The sequence below is a fragment of the Rhizobium sp. 16-488-2b genome, assembly GCF_017741815.1.
Classification (GTDB): Bacteria; Pseudomonadota; Alphaproteobacteria; order Rhizobiales; family Rhizobiaceae; genus Rhizobium.
The window spans coordinates 17,654-36,762 of record NZ_JAGHMF010000034.1; the positions used below are offsets into that span (position 1 = coordinate 17,654).

The 19,109-nt window shown below is 60.4% G+C and carries 14 protein-coding genes; 1 reads left to right on the plus strand and 13 read right to left on the minus strand.

Annotation, left to right across the window (positions count from 1 at the left end):
- Nucleotides 1-138: 138 nt before the first annotated feature.
- The 13 genes from fhuB to J5286_RS23650 form a co-directional block, all read right to left on the minus strand.
- Nucleotides 139-2,097 carry a Fe(3+)-hydroxamate ABC transporter permease FhuB gene (gene fhuB / locus J5286_RS23590; protein WP_209192154.1) on the minus strand — a complete coding sequence of 653 codons (1,959 nt, stop codon included), beginning with the start codon at nucleotides 2,095-2,097 and terminating at the stop codon, nucleotides 139-141.
- A 10-nt stretch (nucleotides 2,098-2,107) separates the two neighbouring features.
- The gene (locus J5286_RS23595) at nucleotides 2,108-2,992 is read right to left on the minus strand and encodes an ABC transporter substrate-binding protein (RefSeq protein WP_348529900.1); all 885 of its coding nucleotides are present in this window, start codon (nucleotides 2,990-2,992) and stop codon (nucleotides 2,108-2,110) included.
- Between the two features lie 2 nt (nucleotides 2,993-2,994).
- Nucleotides 2,995-5,430, minus strand: coding sequence for a TonB-dependent siderophore receptor (locus J5286_RS23600; protein WP_209192156.1), 2,436 nt, complete (start codon nucleotides 5,428-5,430; stop codon nucleotides 2,995-2,997).
- Nucleotides 5,431-5,577: 147 nt separating this feature from the next.
- On the minus strand, nucleotides 5,578-6,516 hold the full coding sequence (locus J5286_RS23605) for a FecR family protein (protein WP_209192157.1): 939 nt from the start codon (nucleotides 6,514-6,516) through the stop codon (nucleotides 5,578-5,580).
- A 48-nt stretch (nucleotides 6,517-6,564) separates the two neighbouring features.
- Nucleotides 6,565-7,077 (minus strand): RNA polymerase sigma factor, encoded by a 513-nt coding sequence (locus J5286_RS23610; RefSeq protein WP_209192158.1) that lies wholly within the window; start codon nucleotides 7,075-7,077, stop codon nucleotides 6,565-6,567.
- Between the two features lie 333 nt (nucleotides 7,078-7,410).
- Nucleotides 7,411-8,424, minus strand: coding sequence for a LacI family DNA-binding transcriptional regulator (locus J5286_RS23615; protein WP_209192159.1), 1,014 nt, complete (start codon nucleotides 8,422-8,424; stop codon nucleotides 7,411-7,413).
- A gap of 110 nt (nucleotides 8,425-8,534) precedes the next feature.
- Nucleotides 8,535-9,815: a D-tagatose-bisphosphate aldolase, class II, non-catalytic subunit gene (locus J5286_RS23620; RefSeq protein WP_209192161.1), complete on the minus strand. Its 1,281-nt coding sequence runs from the start codon at nucleotides 9,813-9,815 to the stop codon at nucleotides 8,535-8,537.
- A gap of 1 nt (nucleotide 9,816) precedes the next feature.
- Entirely contained in the window at nucleotides 9,817-10,761 is a 945-nt protein-coding gene (locus J5286_RS23625; RefSeq protein ID WP_209192164.1) for a tagatose kinase, read from the minus strand.
- Nucleotides 10,762-10,780: 19 nt separating this feature from the next.
- Complete coding sequence (locus J5286_RS23630) at nucleotides 10,781-11,743, minus strand: ABC transporter permease (protein ID WP_037179243.1); 963 nt, start codon at nucleotides 11,741-11,743, stop codon at nucleotides 10,781-10,783.
- The gene (locus J5286_RS23635; protein ID WP_209192166.1) at nucleotides 11,740-13,257 is read right to left on the minus strand and encodes a sugar ABC transporter ATP-binding protein; all 1,518 of its coding nucleotides are present in this window, start codon (nucleotides 13,255-13,257) and stop codon (nucleotides 11,740-11,742) included. The genes J5286_RS23630 and J5286_RS23635 overlap by 4 nt, the downstream gene beginning before the upstream one ends.
- Nucleotides 13,258-13,430: 173 nt before the next feature.
- Nucleotides 13,431-14,324: a substrate-binding domain-containing protein gene (locus J5286_RS23640; protein WP_209192168.1), complete on the minus strand. Its 894-nt coding sequence runs from the start codon at nucleotides 14,322-14,324 to the stop codon at nucleotides 13,431-13,433.
- Nucleotides 14,325-14,868: 544 nt separating this feature from the next.
- On the minus strand, nucleotides 14,869-15,753 hold the full coding sequence (gene purU, locus J5286_RS23645; protein WP_209192170.1) for a formyltetrahydrofolate deformylase: 885 nt from the start codon (nucleotides 15,751-15,753) through the stop codon (nucleotides 14,869-14,871).
- A gap of 76 nt (nucleotides 15,754-15,829) precedes the next feature.
- Entirely contained in the window at nucleotides 15,830-17,056 is a 1,227-nt protein-coding gene (locus tag J5286_RS23650; RefSeq protein WP_209192172.1) for an NAD(P)/FAD-dependent oxidoreductase, read from the minus strand.
- A 402-nt stretch (nucleotides 17,057-17,458) separates the two neighbouring features.
- Here J5286_RS23650 and J5286_RS23655 point away from each other — a divergent pair, with 402 nt between their 5' ends.
- On the plus strand, nucleotides 17,459-19,075 hold the full coding sequence (locus J5286_RS23655) for an extracellular solute-binding protein (RefSeq protein ID WP_209192174.1): 1,617 nt from the start codon (nucleotides 17,459-17,461) through the stop codon (nucleotides 19,073-19,075).
- Nucleotides 19,076-19,109 lie beyond the last annotated feature (34 nt).

Genomic DNA, 19,109 nt, shown 5'->3' on the forward strand with positions numbered 1-19,109 from the left:
TGCTAGGTCCCGTATAGGCCTTGATAAACGCCATCGTGACAAGGTTCGCGTGAGAAGCGTTCTGTTCACCGAGCCGATGTTGCGGTTGGCTCAAAAGCCGGTGCCGCCGGGCCTGTTCCGGTTTGATCTCGGAGCTGTCTATCTACTTCTGGCGCCTTGGCGGATAACCACCAGGATAAAGTACGGGCATCCAATAAATGCCGCCAGAACGCCCGCTGGGATTTCATAGGGAAAGTCGACACTTCTGCCGATCCAGTCTGCGAGTGTCATCAGCAGACCTCCGATGATGCTTGACATCAACATGAAGGATCCTGGGCCTTTTGGGTGGGCCATGCGTGCCATGTGTGGCGCCATAAGGCCGACAAAGCTCAGCGGTCCGACAATGAGCGTAGCAGCCGCAGTCAGCGCGGCGGAAAACAACATCAGCGTTGCGCGAACGCGCACCGGTCGCATGCCGATCGATCGAGCGAGTGCGTCGCCCATCGGCAGGATCTCGATCCAACGCCGGAACAGAGGAGAAAGCAGAAGCGCGAGGCTGGCAATCGCAGCGGCGATGGTTGCGACCAAGCCGGTGGCGCGAAACGTCGGCCCCATCGTCCACGCGAGAACGTATGTTGCTCGCGGATCGCCACTGGCGACGATGACTGATATGACCGAGGTGACCAATGCGCCTACCGCCACGCCTGCGAGCATGACCGGGCCAGGCGCAAAGTTGTGACGCCCGGCGACAAAGAGGATGGTGGCCAGCGCAAGTAGCGCGCCGATAATGCCGCCTGCCAACGGCATGACCGGTGAGCTTGTGCCGCCAAGGAACAGGGCTGCGATTATGCCCAAGCCAGCACCACCGCTCACGCCCAGACCTTCGGGACTTGCCATGGGGTTTCTCGCAATGGCTTGCAGGACAGCTCCGGCCAGCGCCAACATGGCGCCGGCAGCTACAGATGTGAGAACGCGTGGCCAACGGCCGTGCACGAGAACCGAAACGTCGATGGCGTCGGAAAAGGCATGCTCGGTCAGCGATAAGCTTGCAACCACGACCATCAGTACGATTGAGAGCGGCAGTGGAAGGTTTCTGGTGATCGGCGCCATCGTCTGATGCGCGCGTTCGGCGGTCGGCTGAAATGGAGCGGAGGGCACCTTGCGCAGCATGAACAACATTGCGAGCGCGCCAGCGAGTGCGGTGATCGTTCCTGTCGGTACTTCTCCTATGAAGGGCGTGACGAACAGCACGATGCCATCTGCCAACAGTAGCAGAGCGCCACCTACCAGCGCTGCCCAGACGAGCCGCTGCGGCAGTGTCCGTGCGCCTGCGAGGCGCGCGATATGCGGGGCAGCTAGGCCGATGAATGCGATGACCCCGGCGCGGGAGACGACCATCGCCGACAACATCGTTGCCAGAAAGAGAACGGCGAGACGCAACTTTGAGGGGGATATCCCGAGGCTTCGGGCGCCGGCGTCATCAAGTCCTGCAATGGCGAGCGGTCGAACGAAAAACAGGAGCGCCGGGATTAGTACCAGCATCCGCAATGAAAGTGCGGCGGCATCCGAGAAGTCGTTCTGGATAAGCGAGCCACTTCCCCAGATAAATACGCTTCGCAGGTACTCGTGGTGGAACAGCGCCATGACGACCGATGCTGAGCCGGCCGCAAAGCTGACGATCATGCCCGCCAGAAGCAGCGTGACTGGGGCATAACCGCTCCTGGCCGCAAGTCCGCAAACGAGAGCGACGGCCGCCAATGCGCCAACGACGCCTGCAAGTTCGCGCTGCTCGGCAGAGACGCTGGCAACGGTGAGGGATGCGACCGTGATTGCCAGTTGAGCACCCGAGAGAACGCCGAGCGTCGAAGGCTCGGCTAGCGGATTTTTCAGGAGTTGCTGGAAGATCGCACCCGTAAAGCCGAGCGCCGTCCCCGCGAGCACGGCAACCGCCATGCGTGGTAGCAAGGAGAAGTGCACATACGCTTGGCCGAACAGTGTAACATCTGGATAGAGAAGCGCTTGGAGTAGGCGATCCGGCGAGACGTACCTTAGTTGTGCCAGGAAGCAGAGAGCAAGCGCTATTAGCATCGCCAGGCAATAAGCGCGGGGAGGCGTCACGAATGGGATCCTACGCAAAACCAAGGGCCTTTCGAAGAACGACAGCAAATCGCATTGCTGATGGGAACGCCCCGAACACCCAGGTGGGCGGAATGGTGGCGACATCGCCGCGCTGTACTGCAGGCAGTGACTGCCAGAGCGCGCTTTTAAGAAATGCGTCCGGCGGGCCGGGTTCGATGATCAGCAATCGCGCCTCCGGATACCTGGCGATGGCGTCGAGGCCGCCGGTCGCAAAGCCCCAATTGTTTGTGGGCTCGTGCCACGCGTTGGTGATGCCGATCTTTGCCAACACGTCGTCGAACAGGCTTCCGGCGCCATAGACGTCGATCACGCGATCATCGGTGAACTTGACGATCAGGAGAGGGCGTCCGTCGTAGGCGCTCATCTCCGCCTTGATGGCGGCAAGCCTCGCGTAACTGCGATCAAGAAACGCTTCGGCCGCCGAGGATCTACCGATACGCTGGCCAATCGCGATCAACGCCTCGTGCGATCGTCGCAAGGGCTGTTGTTCAGCCGTATAAAGTGGCAGCGCCATGGTGGGCGCGATGTCCTGCAATCGCGCTTGAGAGACGCCATAATCGGCCTGCGACAAGATCAGGTCCGGTTGCAACGACCTCAGCAGCTCCATATTGGGCCATGAACGCAGACCGAGATCGACCGTGCCTTTTGGAAGCGCCGGCACGACAACGCGGTCACCGTAAAGCGGCGCTTCCGCGACAGCCTGCGGTGCGACGTCGATCGCAACAAGACTTTCGGCCCAGCCCCAATCCAGGACCGCGATCTTGGGGATAGAGGGCGCGGCCGAGGCGACACGCGGCATCATGAACGCCGCGAACGCGGCGGCAAATTGCCGCCGCGTCAGTTGACCGGGATAAGGTTGGCGCTGCTTCGCCACTGTCACCAGCTGTACTTCAACGTGGCGTATACGGTGCGCCCTTCGCCCCAATAGCATCCGGTCGCCGCAATGCAGGTCGACACGTATTTGCGGTCGAACAGATTGCTGACGTTGATCGATGCCTTCAGGCCCTCAAGCTTCGGGTTGGCCTTGCCGAAATCGTAGCGCACGGCGGCGTCGAAGACGGTATAGCTCGGGATGTCGAACTTGTTGGCATTGTCGCCGAATGTCTGGCCCGTGTAGCGCGCGCCGGCGCCGAGGCTCAGGCCGTCCCAGTTGGTCGAGCTCTGCAAGGCGTAGTCGAGCCAAACGGACGCCTGGTTGCGCGGCACGAAGGCAAAGCGGTTGCCTTCGTTGCTGACGCCGGCGGCATTCGGATTGTCCTTGGTGATTTCGCTGTCCGTATAGGCGTAGGAGGCGATCACCGAGAAGGCATCGCTCAGCTCGGCCTTTCCTTCGATCTCGATGCCCTTCATCGTGACCTGGCCCGTCTGGACCCGGAAATTCGTATTGATCGGATCTGGCGACAGCACATTGTCTTGCGTGAGGTGATATGCGGACAGCGTGACGAAGCTGTTCATGCCGTCAGGCTGGTATTTCACGCCGACTTCGAACTGCTCGCCCGTCGTTGGATTGAAGGCATTTCCGAACCGATCCGTACCGCTGGCGGGGTTGAAGGACGTCGAGTAGCCCGCGTAGGGCGAGATTCCATTGTCGAAATTGTAGACGATGCCTGTCTTCCAGGTGAAACGCCCGTCGGTCTGATCGACAAGGGTGTTGGACGAAGTTGTCCGCGTCCGCGTATCGGTGTTGGCCCAGTCGTAGCGGCCACCGATGGAAAACGCGAAGCGGTCCCACTCGATCTGGTCTTGGGCATAGATGCCGAGCTGGCTGCGATGTTGGTCGATCCTCGTCGCGATAGGCGGCCTCGTGACCGTGCTGGCGCCGTAGTTGGGATCGTAGGCGTTGAACGGCGTCAGGATGCCCGCGAGCGCGGATTCCTCGTAGCGGCTGCTTTCGTAGGAGTAGTCGAGCCCGAAGAGAGCGGTGTGTTCAAGCGCGCCGGTCGAAAACTTGGCAACGGCCTGGTTGTCGACGGTGACCGCGCGCGCACTTTCCGGGAAAGCCCAGGCATAGCGATAGAAGCCTGCGGGATTGCACACCGCGGTCGGGCAATAGGGCTGGACGCGCTGCGTGTCGGTTCCGATATAGGAATAACGCAGGTTCTGGCGAACGGTCCACGTATCATCGAACTCGTGCTCGAATTCGTATCCGACCGAGGCTTGGTCGCTCTTGTAATAGTCATAGCCGGGTTCGCCGGGAAAGGCGCCGCGCGACAACTCGGGATAAATGCTGGTGTAGAGCGTGCCATTCGCGGGCAAGGCCGGTGCGCCGCCGCCGCCCGGCGAATAGATCTTCTGGTAGTCGGCGTGCACCGTGAGGGATGTGGCTGCGTCCGGCTGGAACGTGAACGACGGCGCGATGTAGGCCTTCCGCTCCTTGACGAAATCGTACTGCGTGTCGGTGATGCGGCCAACGCCAACGATGCGGTAAAGGAAGGCATCGTTATCGCCAACCGGGCCGCCGAGATCGAACGCCGTCTGGACACGGTTGTCGGTGCCAAGTTGCAGTTCGACCTCGTTCTTGGCCGTTGCGCTCGGTCGCTTCGACACCATGTTGATCAGGCCACCGGGCTCGCCTTGGCCATAAAGGACGGACGATGGGCCCTTGAGGACTTCTGCGCGCTCGAGGCTGTAGGGTTCCACGCGTGGCTGCGCATAGCCACGCGAGCCGAATGGCAAGCGCAGGCCGTCGAGATAACGCCCTGGGCGGAAACCGCGGATGGTGAACCAGTCATAGCGGGAATCGTCACCATACTGGCTGATGACGCCGGGCGTATAGCGCAGCGCCTGCGTCAGCGTCGCGGAACCTTGTGCCGTCATCTGATCCCTGGTGACCACGTTGATGGCCTGCGGTGTCTCCTTGAGCGATGTGTCTGTCTTTGTTCCGGTCGCGCTCTGTCTGGCAACAATACCGTCGACGGGGCCGAGTGCATTCTCGCCGCTCACGCTGATTGGCTGAAGCATGGTCGACCCATCCGAGGGAGCAACACTGACGCCTCCGGCCGGGTTGACCAGGACGACGGTATTCGCTGACGAGAAGCGGTAGGACAGACCCGTTCCAGCCAGAAGTCGAGAGAGCCCGGCTTCTGCCGGCATGTCACCCGAGAGCCCTGACGAGCGCAGGTTGCCAGGCATTGCCCCGTCGAAAACGACGTCGACGCCTGTGATCGATGAGTAGCGGACGAGTGCAGCCGATAGCGACTGACTCGGTATCGAGAATTGATAGGTTTTGCCGGCAGTCTGGGCATGAAGCGTCGTTGCGGCAGCAAGCGGCAAAAAGACGACACTAGTCGCAAGAAGAGCGCCACGTGCCATCTTCAGTTTGCTTCGACGATCTCTTCCGAAATAGTTCAACACAGACACTTACGCCCCCTTGGAAACAAAGTCGGACCCCGGCAATGCGGGGTTTCAAAAAGGGGACGAACGGTGGTGGAAAAAACCTGAGTGCGTTTTGAAATATTTTTATCGCGGATAGATCAGCGCCAGCCAAGGAGAATAGGTATCAACGCGGATCGGCAGTCCGTGCTGCAGTGTCTGAAGAATGTTGCCGGCCCGTCTGACATCGACGATCAACGTTATCGGCCGTCTTGCAAGCGCGCTATCCATGACGATCATCTTGCCGCGGCGCCATTTCGACAATGCGTGAACAGCGTCTTCCAGGGGCGTCGAGATGAAGACGAGCTTGCCGTCGCGCCACGAAAGCCGGGATCCGATATCCGTGTCGGACGGCTTTGAAATCCTGTCGTTGGCAAACACGACGGATTGGCCTGCCTGTACCTCGGTGGCCTCAAACGGCGAGGACACATGGACGGAATGTTCGGCGACAGCGACGATGATGCGGTCGTCTTCTTCGGAGACAGAGAACTGCGTTCCGAGCGCAACCGTTTTCAGTGGCCCGGCGTTGACGACAAAGGGGCGAGAGCTTTCGCTTGCGACCGTGAAAAATGCCTCTCCCTCGACAAGTGTGACGGCGCGCTGTGTCGCCGTGTAGGTCAGGGAGATTGCGGACGCGGTGGAGAGTTCAGCGGTCGACCCATCCGGCAGAGTGACTGTTCGGGTCTCGCCTTTTCCTGTCCTGAAGTCTGCGGGAAGGGGGCGCATGTAAGCGGCCGTGGCCAAGGCGGATGAGGCGACGACCACGAGCGCACCGCCCGACTTGAGAAGCTTTCGGCGCGACAGGCGTTCTGATCCCGATTTGTCGGGCACCATGCCGGCGCCGAGCCATAGGCGTTCAATGTCGGCATAGGCTGCGGCGTGCGAAGGGTCGGCCTGCAGCCATGCCCTGAAATCCGCCAGATCATTTGGAGTCGCACCGTCATCCAGCAACCGCGCAAACCATTCGGCGGCGCTTCGCGAGACATCGACGGGTGTCTGCTGTGAGTTTCCGATGGGTTCGTGCATATTTTTCACGGTTCCCGCCCGTCCATGTGTGATCCGGTCATCGTTTGATTAGTTGTTTGACAGCATCTCGCTTCGCAAACGTTCAAGCGCAACCACCATATGGCTGAAGACGGTCTTTGGGGAAATCCCGAGATGGGTGCCGATCTCCGCATAGGTGAGGCCATCGACGCGAGACATCAAGAAGACCTGTCTGGCGCGGGGCGGCATATCGTCGATGATAGCGGATATGCGCCTCAACTCGTGTATCCCAATCGCGATTTGCTCGGCAGATGGGGAAGGGTCAGATACCGCCTCCAATCCATCAATGCCATCCACGAATGGGGCGATCCTGTTGCGCCGTTGATGGTCGAGGGCGAGATTGCGACCTGTCGTCATGAAATAGCCAGCGAGGTCAGCGACCTCTCGCAACAACGACCGCCGCTCCCAAAATCGAAGAAAGGTGTCCTGCAACAAGTCCGCGGTCGTCGCCGGGCATCTAACTCGCCGGTAGATGACGGCCGAAAGGCGCGTTCGCACATTCATGAAAGTGTCGAGAATTTCGGGGCGATGAGCGCTGGTCATGGAAGGCTGCTACCATCCGGAGGCAGATCAGCGCAATGTTAAAGTTGATTGCGATAATCATATTTGTTTGCGCAACCCATTCGCCACGTTGCTCACTGGTTTCTTCAGAGGCCGGTAGTTCCCGTTCGTCGTGCCGCGCGGCTTAAGCTTGGGGACGAAATCCAGGGACGCGATATGTCATCTCGTCGATAAAGATTCGCTCCGTATGATAGGGTCAATCAGTGGTCCCGGTCGGGAATACCAAGCCGAAGGTGCTGGCCTTCGCCGCCGGACGACGGATTCCTTGGGTTGGCGGCGAGCGCTCCATTGTACAACGTCTTGCGGGGAATATTGCTAGGCCGAGTGTCTAAGGATGATCTCGGCGTTGAGCAAGACCTGTTCGGGCTCCGTCGTTCTGGCGCCCTCGATCTCCTGATCCATCTTTTGCAGCAACAGCTGCATCGCAATGCGGCCAATGTCGTTGTAGCTCTGTGCGACAGTAGTGATCGGCGGGCACGCATAGCGCGACAGGGGATGGTCGTCATGGCCGGCGATGCGCAGACTGCAATCGGGCGTGCGGCCAATTTTCACGCCGGCCTGAAACGCCGCGGCAATGGCGCCGAATGCCACGCGGTCATTGGCGCAAAGCACGGTTGCGGTGGGGAAGCCGCCTCCTTCCAGAATGCGCTTCGTTTCGTCATAGCCAAACTTCTCGAAGTCCCAGCCGGCAGCTCTCTCAATCGGCAGCACGATCGGCTCCATCCGAAGCTCGGTCATCGCCTCGACATAGGCCGTCTCGCGGGTTGATGCGTTGGTGTTGACCGGCGGCATGCCGAGATAGCACGGCGGCTCTCCCGAACGGCACAGATAGTCCACGATCAGCTGGAAGCTCTGGCGGTTGTTGGTACCGACAAAGGGAGAGACGTCGTCCAGTGGCGAATCCACGAAGATCAACGGGATCGACGCAGACAGCGTAAGCAATGTCTCGTGATGTGATTGCACCCCGAGCGGCGCGATGATGGCGCCCGCGACGTTCATAGATTTCAGCGTTTCGATCGCGCGCGCTTCCATCAGGGCATTGCCATCTGACGACAGCACGAAGGCGAGAAAGCCCGCATCGTTGGCGATCAGCTCGACCCGGCGCGTCAGCGCCATGTAGAACGGGTCGGTCGAGTTGGGAATGATGATCCCGATGATGTTGCTGCGCCGGCGATTGAGATTGACGGCAAAGAGGTTGGGACGGAAGCCGCTATCCTTGAGCGCGGCCTCGATGATATCGCGGGTCTTGCGCCGCACGGAGCTCGGGTCGTTGAAGTACTTCGAGACGGTCGGCCGCGACAGGCCGACATACTCGGAAAAGTCTTCCATCGTTCTGATCGGCCTGTCTGACAAACGCGCGTCCCACTCATTCTTATTTAATCGATTGAAATTGTTGATGCAGTTCAATCAAAACTTTTGCGCCGGCGCAAGCCGCGCCTTTAGGCGCGGCAAGCTTCGAAGTAATCTTCCAGCACCCGGTCGACGGCCGCAAGCGCCAGCGAACGGGCATCCGGTTTGACCTTCCCGTCACGCACGCCGACATAGGCGCCGGTCAGGTACTGGTTGATCAGGGTCTCCGGAATCTGCACGCCATCCAACAATGAAAACAGCGCCTTCACCGCCGCGTCGATCTCCGGTTGCGGCCAGTAGTAGCGAATTCGGTCGCTGTAGCTGAAGTGGCGCTGGATGTGCTTCTCGGCGTCCGTGCCGTGGTAATACTTGTCCCAATTCTTCGGATCGGCGGTCAGAACGCGCTCGATGGTGGCAACCAGGGTTTCCTTGCGCATGTCTGGAAACAGGAAGGCGGCGATCTGGTCGAGCCCGTAATAGGCTTCGCGCAGCGCAAAGGTCAGACCGGGGCCAACTTTCAGGATCGCGAAGCCGTCCATGACCAGCTGGCGCAGCATGTCGCGGGTCTGGTAGTCGGTGGAGTGGGCCTCGAAGACCATGCCCGGCATGTCGGACAGCGTGGCGCTCAGTGCAGCCGCCTTTTCAGGAGCGTAGGCAATGACGTTCTCGTTGCCGAACTCCACGCCCGGCTGGACCACGGCGCCGACAACACGGGAGAACGCGTCAGACACGCCGGCGGCCTCGAAAGCCTGGCGGTGGATGGCGATGGTTTCGCGCGCGGCGTCCGGCTTGGTCACCTCGAGCTCATCGAGCTCTTCCATGGCACCGCCCGGGATCGGTACTTCCGTACCGACGATGTAGACCGGCTTGATGCCATCAGAGCTCTTCAGCGCCGCCTCGGCCACTGAGGCGAGCTTTGCTGCGCGCTCAGCGGTGATCGCATCGGGCAGGGCAATCGGCTCACCGGCGCAGCCCATGCTGGTGTCGAGATGCAGCTTGGTGAAGCCGGCCTTGGCGAAAGCCTCGATCATCACGCAGGCCTTGGCCATCGCCTCGTCGGCGGGCAGGCTCTTCCATGGATTGGGACCGAGGTGGTCGCCGCCGAGGATCAGCTTCTCCAGCGAAAAGCCAGTCTCGGCCGCGATCTTTTCCACGAAGGCGCGGAAATCGGCGGGCGTCATGCCGGTATAGCCGCCGTCCTGGTTCACCTGGTTGCAGGTCGCCTCCACGAGCAGGCATGCATCCTGCTTCAACGCGTGCAGCATCGACGCCTCGATGACGAGAGGATGGGCCGAGCAGATCGAGGGAATGCCCTTCACGCCGGTTCCGTGGCGCCATTGTGCGATATCCGTGAGGTAGCTCTTCTGCATGTCAGGCTTGTCCTTGCGCTTTGATGAGGGCGTCGAGTTCGGCTTGGGTGGATGCGCCTTCCATCGGGCCGGCCTTGGTGACCGCGCGGGCGCCGGAAGCGTTGGCGTAGCGCAGCGCTTCGGCCGGGTGCATTCCCTTCAGCCAGAAGGTGACGAAGGTCGCGCCGAAGCAGTCGCCGGCGCCGGTCGGGTCGACTTCCTCGACCTTGTAGCCCTCAAGATCGATCTGGTTGGTCTTGTCGAAATAGCTGGAACCCTTCTCGCCACGCTTGATGACGATGGCCTTGATGCCCTTTGCGAGCAGCTCGGCGACGGCTTCCTTCTCCGTCTTTGCCTCGGCGAACAGGAACAGTTCCTCGCCGCTCGGCATGAAGAGATCGGTGACGGAGAGAACGGTCTGCAGCGCTTCGCGCATGCCGGGGCTGTCGAGGATTTCAGGGCGCAGGTTCGGGTCGAAGGACACGGTGCCGCCGCCGGCCTTGATGCGTTCGACTGCGGTGAGGATGCTCTTCACCACGCTCGGGGCGTATAGAGCGGTGCCCATGACGTGCATGTGCGTGCAGCCGTCGATCAGCGCCAGCGTCTTGTCCGAAAGCTCGATCTCTCCGCAGGCGCTGTGGCGGATGTTGAAGACGAAGGCGCGGCTGCCGTCCTCGCGGTAACGCACGAAGGCGCTGCCGGTCGTGCCCTGCGGGATAACCTCGATGCCCGAGACATCGACACCGTCCTCGGTCAGGCGGTTGATGTTGACCCAGCCGAAATCGTCGTCGCCGACACGGGAGATGATCGCGCATTCCTGGCCGAGCTTGCCGACCTGATCGATGAAGATGGCTGGCGCGCCCGAAGGGAAGGGGCCGATCAGCGGCACGGCTTCACGAAAGCCGTTGCCGCGATTGGTGGCGACGATTTCGACCAGGATTTCGCCGATGGTGAGGATTTTCGACATGGCTGCTTGCTCTTAGGGATTACTGCTTGGCGCGCTTCGAGCGCACGTCGAGATAGACGGCGACGAGGATGACGAGGCCCTTGACGATCAGCTGGTAGAAGTAAGGCACCGACAGCATGTTCATGCCGTTGTTGAGCACGCCGATGATGAGCGCGCCGATCAGCGTGCCGATCATGGTGCCGACACCGCCGGCAAGGCTCGTGCCGCCGAGAACGGCCGCGGCGATGGCGTCGAGCTCATAGCTCATGCCGGCGTTGGTCTGGGCCGAGAACAGGCGCGAGGAGAGCAGGATGCCGCTGATCGCCGCCATGATGCCCGAGATCATGAAGATGATGATCTTCAGCCGATCGACCTTGATGCCGGAATAGAGCGCTGCCTCGCGGTTGCCGCCGGTCAGATAGGCGCGGCGGCCGAACTTGGTCTTGCTGAGCAGGATGTGGTTGAACAGGAAAAGCACCGCGACGACCCAGATCACGATCGGGATGCCGATGAAGCTCTGGGTGCCGATGGCGGTCCAGGTCGGCTCCATGATCATTGCAGGTGCGCCGTTCGTCGGCAGGCTGACCATGCCGCGATAGATACCCATCGTGGCCACCGTGACGATGAAGGACGGCAGCAGGAACTTCGCGGTCAGCACGCCGTTGGCGAGACCCAACAGCGCGCCGGCTGCGAGCGTCAAGACGAGTGCTGGAACGAAACCCATACCGAACGCGAAACATTGCGCGCCGACCATGCCGGCGACCGCGATGATCGAGCCGATAGACAGGTCGATCTCGCCGAGCAGGATGACCCAGGTCATGCCGAAGGCGGCGATCGCGATCACCGAGACCTGCTGCAGCACGTTCAGGAAGTTGGCAACGGACATGAACCGCTGATTGGTGATCGAGAAGATCACGCAAAGGACGATCAGCGATAGGAAAATACCGCCATACTGCTTCATCACCTGCCGGAATGCGGCATTGGCTGCGCTCTTGTCGCTCATGATACAAATCCCGTAGCAAAGCTCATGATCTTCTCCGGTGTCATCTGATCGCCGGCAACGATGGCGGTGGCCCGCCCTTCGCTCATGACGACGGCGCGGTCGCTCATGCCGATGACTTCGGGGAGTTCGGAGGACACCAGCAGGATTGCCGTGCCTTCCGCCGCCAGCTGGCGGATGATCTTGTAGATTTCAAATTTGGCGCCGACATCGACGCCGCGTGTCGGCTCGTCGAGGATGAGGATCCTCGGTTTGGTCAGCAGCCACTTGGCCAGCACGATCTTCTGCTGGTTGCCGCCGGACAGCGATCCCGCCGAGGTCTCGAGCGACGCCGTCTTAATGGCCAGCCGGCCGACTTCCACCTTCGCGTCGTCGCGTTCGCGGCGGCGCTTGAGGAAGCCGAAGGGGCTGGAATAGTTGTCGAGGGCCACCATCGAGATGTTGCTCTCGACGCTGTGGCTTAGCACCAGCCCTTCTTCCTTGCGGTTTTCGGTGACGAAGCCGATGCGACGGTTGATGGCATCGACGGGGGAGGTGATGGTCACCGCGCTGCCGTCGATCAAGATGGTACCCGAGGTCGGCTGCGTCATGCCGAAGAGGGTCTTCATCACCTCCGAGCGGCCGGAGCCGATCAGGCCGAAGAAGCCGAGGATCTCGCCGGGGCGTACATCGAAGGAGATGTTCTCAAACTCGTCGTGGCTGGAAAGCCCGCTCACTGCCAGCACCGGCTTTTCGGCAAGCGCTGGAGCCGGCACATCGCGCGGTGGATAGATCTCGTTCATGTCGCGGCCGACCATCAGCGCGATCAGCTCGTCGATCGTAGCTTCGGACTTGTCGCACGTGGTAATGTAGCTGCCGTCGCGCACGACAGTAATGTCGTCGCTAAGGCGCATGATCTCTTCCATGCGGTGCGAGATGTAGATCACGGCGACGCCGCGCGCTTTCAGCTGCGCGATGATCTCGAACAGAATCTCGGCTTCGCTGTCGCTGAGCGAGGATGTCGGCTCGTCGAGGATGACGACCTTGGCGTCGATGCTGAGGCCCTTGGCGATCTCCACCAGCTGGCGCTGGGCGATCGACAGGTCGCCGACGCGTTCCTGGACGGAGATCGGCAGCTTCAGATCGGCGACGATCGCCGCCGCCTGGCGCACAAGCGCCTTGTCATTGATGAAGCCGGCCCTGGTCGGCTCGCGGGTCGCGAGAATGTTCTCGGCGACGCTGAGATTGTTGCAAAGGCTGAGTTCCTGGAAGACAATCGTCAGTCCCGCCGCCGCCGCATCCTGCGGATTGGCCGGCGCGTAGGGTTTGCCGTCGAGAAGGATCGAGCCCGATGTCGGCTGGTAGACGCCGGCGAGGATCTTCATCAGCGTCGATTTTCCGGCGCCGTTTTCACCGAGGATCGTGTGGACCCGGCCGGGGCGGACCTTCAGCTGCATGTTCTTCAACGCGGTCACCGCGCCGAAGACTTTCGTAATGTCCTTGATCTCGAGGATCGCGTTGTCGCCGGAGGTTTCCATGGCGTCACCTTTCACCAAGAGCCGCAGGCATCGGAGGGATGCGTGGGGCGCTCTGATTTGTCGCGAGGATGTCGCTGCTTTCCGGCGGCCGGTTCTTCAAAGAACCCGGCCGCCGGAAGGAGCGGCCACTGTGCGAGACTTGGGACCTTCGCACAGTGCGCCTTGGGAGGACTTTACTGCTTCTTGACGTAGACGCCGGGAACGATCGGCTGCTCGGTGGGCACGTCCTTGCCGGCCTTGAGGTCCAGCGCGGTATCGACGGCGAGCTTGCCCATCTGGTCCGGGAACTGCTGGATGACTCCGACCATGTCGGGATCGCTGTCGACAGCCTTGATCGCCTCAGGCATGCCGTCGAAGCCGATGACCTTGACCTTGCCAGTCAGGCCGGAAGACTTGACCGCAACCGCTGCAGCAAGAGCAGCGTCGTCACCGAAGCCGAAGATGCCGTTGATGTCGGGGTTTGCCTGCAGCATGTTCTGCGCAACGGCCAGCGCCTCGGCGCGGGTGATGCCGGTCTGGATCGACACGATCTTGATGCCGGGGTGCTTGGCAATGGCTTCCTTGAAGCCGTTGACGCGGTTCACGACCGACTGGACCAGCGGATAGTCGATGATCGCGACATTGCCCTTGCCGCCGAGCTGTTCGGCCATCAGTTCGCCAGCCTTGACGCCGCCGGCGTAGTTGTCGGTGCCGATGTAGGACGAAACCTTGGCGCCTTCGACCGGTACGTCGACGGTGATGACCTTGATGCCGGCCGCCTGAGCGCGGGCGACGGCTGCGAGCGCGCCCTTGCTGTCAACAGGCGACATGATGATGACGTCGACGCCCTTGACGATGAAGTCTTCGATATCGGCGAGCTGCTTGTTCAGGTCCTGATTGGCGATCGCGATTTCGACCGAGACGTTCTTGGCCTTGGCCTCGGCGGTGATCGCCTTTGCGAGCTCATTGTAGAAAGGATGCTGCTGCGTCAGCAGCGACGCGCCAATGCCTTCGGCCTGCGCGGCAACGGAGGCGAGCGTGAAAGCGGCGGAAACGAGCAGCGACTTGGCGATGCGAGAAATAGTCAATTCTTCCTCCCGGAAAATGTATCGAGGCCTGTGCTTGGGACCGTCGGATGTGGCCGCCTCCTAGCCAACCGACGCCGCTTATTCATCATAAAACTTTCCGCGCGTCAATATTAAAATATTTGTGCGTAAAATTAAGATTGTCGGTAGACATCGTCAGGCTTCGGCCGGTGACTTGGGAGCGGGTTTCATTTTATCCGACGATGGCCACGGCGAAGGACTTGAGAAGGAGTTTCTCGTTGTCGGCCGCGTCCGACAACACGCCTATATCTGCAAAACTTGCCGCGAGACTGCGTGCGATCTTATGGCTCTGGCGCTCGCGCAACTCGACGTCGACCTGAGAATGAGCAGCAAGCCATGGCGACAGCGGTGTTCGAGGCGTTTCAACGATATCCGCTGTCTTGGCAACAACACGAATGGTTGCCCGAATGCCCTTTGCGAGGAGGCTCAGTTACCCAGGCATTAAGGCGGGTCCGGTTGAGCATTTCGTGGGCATGGTGGTGGGAAAGTGCATCGCCCGTTTCCGTTAGCACAACACCTTGACGGCTTAGCCCATTCGTTCCGACGCGAAGGATCCTGGGCTGGCTGGGAAGACGATCGTTCTGTTGCCGTTGATAAATACGCGGTGGTGGATGTGGGCGTGGATGGCGCGGGCGAGAACCTGGCTTTCGACATCGCGACCGATCGAGACGTAATCGTCGGCCGACTGCGCGTGGGTGATGCGCGCCGTGTCCTGCTCGATGATCGGGCCTTCGTCGAGGTCGGCGGTGACGTAGTGCGCGGTGGCACCGATCAGCTTCACGCCACGCTCATAGGCCTGCTTGTAGGGGTTGGCGCCCTTGAAAGACGGCAGGAAGGAGTGGTGGATGTTGATGATGCGGCCGGACATCTTCTTGCACATGGCATCCGAGAGCACCTGCATGTAGCGGGCAAGCACGATCAGCTCCGTACCGGTCGATTCGACGATCTGCATGATCTGCGCTTCGGCCTGCGGCTTGTTTTCCTTCGTCACCTTGATGTGGTGGAAGGGAATGTCGTGATTGACCACGACCTTTTGATAATCGAAGTGGTTGGAAACGACGCCGACGATATCGATCGGCAGCGCGCCGATCTTCCAGCGGTAGAGCAGATCGTTCAGGCAATGGCCGAAGCGCGAGACCATCAGCAACACCTTCATGCGCTGGTCGCCGTCGTGGATTTCCGCGGTCATCTCGAATTTCTCGGCGATCGGCTGGAAGCCTTCGCGGATCGCAGACAGCGTCGCACCCTCTTCGGAGATGAAGCTGACGCGGGTGAAGAACATGCCTGTCGACAGGTCATCGAACTGCGAGCTGTCGATGATGTTGCAGCCCTTGTCGGCCAGATAGGTCGAAATCGCCGCCACGATGCCGCGTGTCGATTTGCAGGCTACCGTCAATACATAGGTTTTCATGGATGTATTAGGCCTTCTCGAAATGGTGCCGCGAGGCGCCGGGTCTGGCAATCGGCTAAACAGGATGAAGTTCGGTTCATGCCGCCAATAGCGATTTCAATCGGGTAGAGGGCGAGACAAGTTCTTCGCGCTTGGGATGGGTTTTTGCAGCGATGAGCATTTCGCACAAGCGGATGTCACGTCCGATCGCATTCCCGCGGCCGATCCCGCTGGCCGCCACCAGTCTTCCATCGCGGTCGAGATGAAACAAAAGAAATGAACCGTCCGAAAGCTCACGCCGTACTGTCTCGACGGCAAGGCCAGGAAGGCCGGCAATCTGCAGGGTGAGGTCGTATTGATCCGACCAGAACCAGGGCACGCCTTCGTAAGGCGTCGCGATTCCAAGCATGTTTACCGCAGCGATAATCCCCTGATCCTGGGCGCAGCGCCAGGATTCCAGACGCACTCGGCTGCCATCATACGCCTGGAGCGGAAATGAACAGCAATCGCCGGCAGCGTAGATGTCGATATCCGATGTGCGCATGAAGTGATCGACGGCGATACCGTTGTCGATCGCAAGGCCGGCAGCCTGAGCGATCTCGATATTGGGAATGGCACCGATGCCGACAACCACGAGATCTGCGGCAATGTCACGGCCATCGGCAAGATGGAGGTGAACGCCGCTCGCGTCCTCTGTGATCGATGCGATGCCCGCTTGCAGCAAAACCTCGACTCCCTCCAGCTGATGCCGCTCCTGGATGACCGATGCAACTTGAGCCGGTACAGCGCGCGCCAGAAGCCGCGGCATGCTCTCGACAATCGTTACCGATGTCTGGAGTTTGCGCGCCGTTGCCGCAAGTTCGAGCCCGATAAAGCCGCCGCCGATGATCGCGAGCTTGCGACCCGGCCCAATGACGTCCCTGATTTTCAGTGCATCGTCAAACGAACGAAGAGTTACAACCTTCGTCAGACTTTCGAGACCGGGCAACAGCCGAGGTCGCGCACCCATCGCCAACAGAAGCTTGTCGTAGGTCAGGCTCCGACCATCACCCAATGTAACGCTATGGCGAGTAGGATCGATATCCGTGATGGCGACGCCACCCACGTGTTCGATCCCGACGGCGCTGTAACTGGCTTCCTCGGCAACGTACTGGATTGACAGCGATCCATCATCCGCATGCTTGGATAAAGGAGGACGATCGTAAGGAGCGTGCCGCTCGCTTCCGATAAGGACGACCTGTCCCTCATATCCACGTTCCCTCAGCGAGAATGCTGCGCGTGCGCCGCACAATCCCGCGCCGGCGATGATGATCGTTCCTGTCATTTTCGTCCCTGTAATTTCATTGGCAAAGAGCTCGCGACGCGGGCCAGCCTTTCCGAGCGGCCATGGCGATCATGCGCGACACACAAGAGCCCGCCAGGCAGCTACGCAGCCTGACCCCTCATGTCCGCGTCTCTCAACCTGATCTAGAAGCCGATACGGCATTTCGCTGCCACGCATCGAGGCGGAAATGATTGTTTTTGATGTGTTGAAGCAGCTGAAAGTAACCGGCATCAATAATTTCTCTTTCAGGCGCCTAGCCCGCGACCCGAGGTGAAGTGTGGCTCAGTCAGTCAGATGACCAACCTTTGGGATGATTGGAAATGATGTTGACATCAATCGAATGACGCGTCAATAATCATCAAAGTTGACGGAGGAGGAACCGTCGATGGGGAGGAACACCAGATGTCAGATTTTATGCGCATGTCGCGACGCGACCTGCTGAGCACCAGTGGTCGTGCCTTGGCCTTGACTGCCGCCGCGGGGATTGCACCCCAGTTCATCAGGCCTGGCCGCGCTTATGCCGCCGACGCACTCGCGCCGGGTATGATCGGCGGTCCTACAGGTTTTGACGGCGCCGAACGCTATCAGTATGGACCCGATACGCCGGAAGGGCGCGCGATCGAGGCCGTGAAGGCACTGAAGGGATCTGGCAAGGCGCCGGCCAAGATCGTGCTCGGTCTGTCGGACGGCTCGATCGGCCAGCTGACAAAGCCCTTCCCGGCGGGCGCTCCTTCCATCAAGGATCTTTGGGAAAAGGAGACAGGCATCGTTCTTGACGTGGTCGGCGTACCAAACGGCCAGGAATTCACCAAGACGATGCAGGATATCTCCACCAAAGGCGGCGCCTTCGACATCTATGCGGTCGAGTGGAACCGCCTCGGCGATCTCGCAGAAACGGGCGGCATCATCAAGATGGACGATTTCGTCGCCCAGTACAAACCGGAATGGGACGACCCGCAGCGCGGATACGTCAATGGCAAAGCCGGCGTATCGCTGCTTAACCAGTATCGCGGATCGACTTACGGTGTATCGCTCGATGGAGACTTCCAGACCTGGAACTATCGTACGGATCTGTTCAACGACGAGACCGAAAAGAAGGCTTTTGCCGACAAGCACGGCTATGCGCTCGCGCCACCGCGCACCTTTAAGCAACTGGACGAGATTGCGGCCTTCTTCCATCGGCCGGACAAGGGGCTCTTCGGCTGCACCGATCTTCGAAACCAGGGATGGGGTTATACCAACTGGTATCAGCGCTTCACCTCGATGGCCTCGCCGAACCAGTACCTATTCAGTGACGATGGCAAGCCGCTGATCAACTCGGATGCCGGCTATCAGGCAACGCAGGAATATGTGGACGCACTGGCCTATCATTCGCCCGATGCCGTCTCTTGGGGTTGGCCGGAGCAATACGGCAACTTCGCGAGCGGCGGGGCGGCCATGACATGCGCCTTTTCGAACCTGCCGAAGTTTCTAGATAACAAAGCCAATGAGGGCTCGAAGATCACCGGCAAGATTGGCTCAATGCTGCCGCCCGGTCGTGAAATCGATGGGCACCTGGTACGCCGTTCCGTCCTATGGCTCAATCTGTCGGCTTCGATCTCGTCACAGAGCAAGAGCCCGGAGATCTGTTATCTGCTACTGCAGTGGCTCGGTTCAAGTCGGATCTATTCGTGGATGACGGCAAATCCGGGCGGCTACTTCGACCCGTTCCAGCTAGCCAACTTCGCTGATCCGCTGGTTCGCGATACCTACCACGCCTATCACATGGACGTCGTGCGTGAGACCGTCAGCCGTGTCGTTCCGTCCATAAATTACCCAGGCGCAACGGCCTTCCACAGCGCGCTTGACGAGAACCTTGTCGCAGCGCTCACCAAGGCCAAGACCGTCCAGCAGGCAATGGCCGACACCGAAAAGCAATGGACGCGCATTGCCCGCCGCGTTGGCGAAGACAAGCTCGTTGAAGCCATTAAGACCAACAAACAGGCCTGGCCGACCTTGCTGGATCCGCTGGAAAGCTGACGACCAGGCGCCGGATGTGCGGGCACGTATGCCC

Excerpts from the sequence above, each read along its gene's own strand:
- J5286_RS23600 (WP_209192156.1), bottom strand. The coding sequence starts at position 5,430 with ATGGCACGTGGCGCTCTTCTTGCGACTAGTGTCGTCTTTTTGCCGCTT.
- J5286_RS23605 (WP_209192157.1), bottom strand. The coding sequence starts at position 6,516 with ATGCACGAACCCATCGGAAACTCACAGCAGACACCCGTCGATGTCTCG.
- J5286_RS23610 (WP_209192158.1), bottom strand. The coding sequence starts at position 7,077 with ATGACCAGCGCTCATCGCCCCGAAATTCTCGACACTTTCATGAATGTG.
- J5286_RS23615 (WP_209192159.1), bottom strand. The coding sequence starts at position 8,424 with ATGGAAGACTTTTCCGAGTATGTCGGCCTGTCGCGGCCGACCGTCTCG.
- J5286_RS23620 (WP_209192161.1), bottom strand. The coding sequence starts at position 9,815 with ATGCAGAAGAGCTACCTCACGGATATCGCACAATGGCGCCACGGAACC.
- J5286_RS23625 (WP_209192164.1), bottom strand. The coding sequence starts at position 10,761 with ATGTCGAAAATCCTCACCATCGGCGAAATCCTGGTCGAAATCGTCGCC.
- J5286_RS23630 (WP_037179243.1), bottom strand. The coding sequence starts at position 11,743 with ATGAGCGACAAGAGCGCAGCCAATGCCGCATTCCGGCAGGTGATGAAG.
- J5286_RS23635 (WP_209192166.1), bottom strand. The coding sequence starts at position 13,257 with ATGGAAACCTCCGGCGACAACGCGATCCTCGAGATCAAGGACATTACG.
- purU (WP_209192170.1), bottom strand. The coding sequence starts at position 15,753 with ATGAAAACCTATGTATTGACGGTAGCCTGCAAATCGACACGCGGCATC.
- J5286_RS23650 (WP_209192172.1), bottom strand. The coding sequence starts at position 17,056 with ATGACAGGAACGATCATCATCGCCGGCGCGGGATTGTGCGGCGCACGC.
- J5286_RS23655 (WP_209192174.1), top strand. The coding sequence starts at position 17,459 with ATGTCAGATTTTATGCGCATGTCGCGACGCGACCTGCTGAGCACCAGT.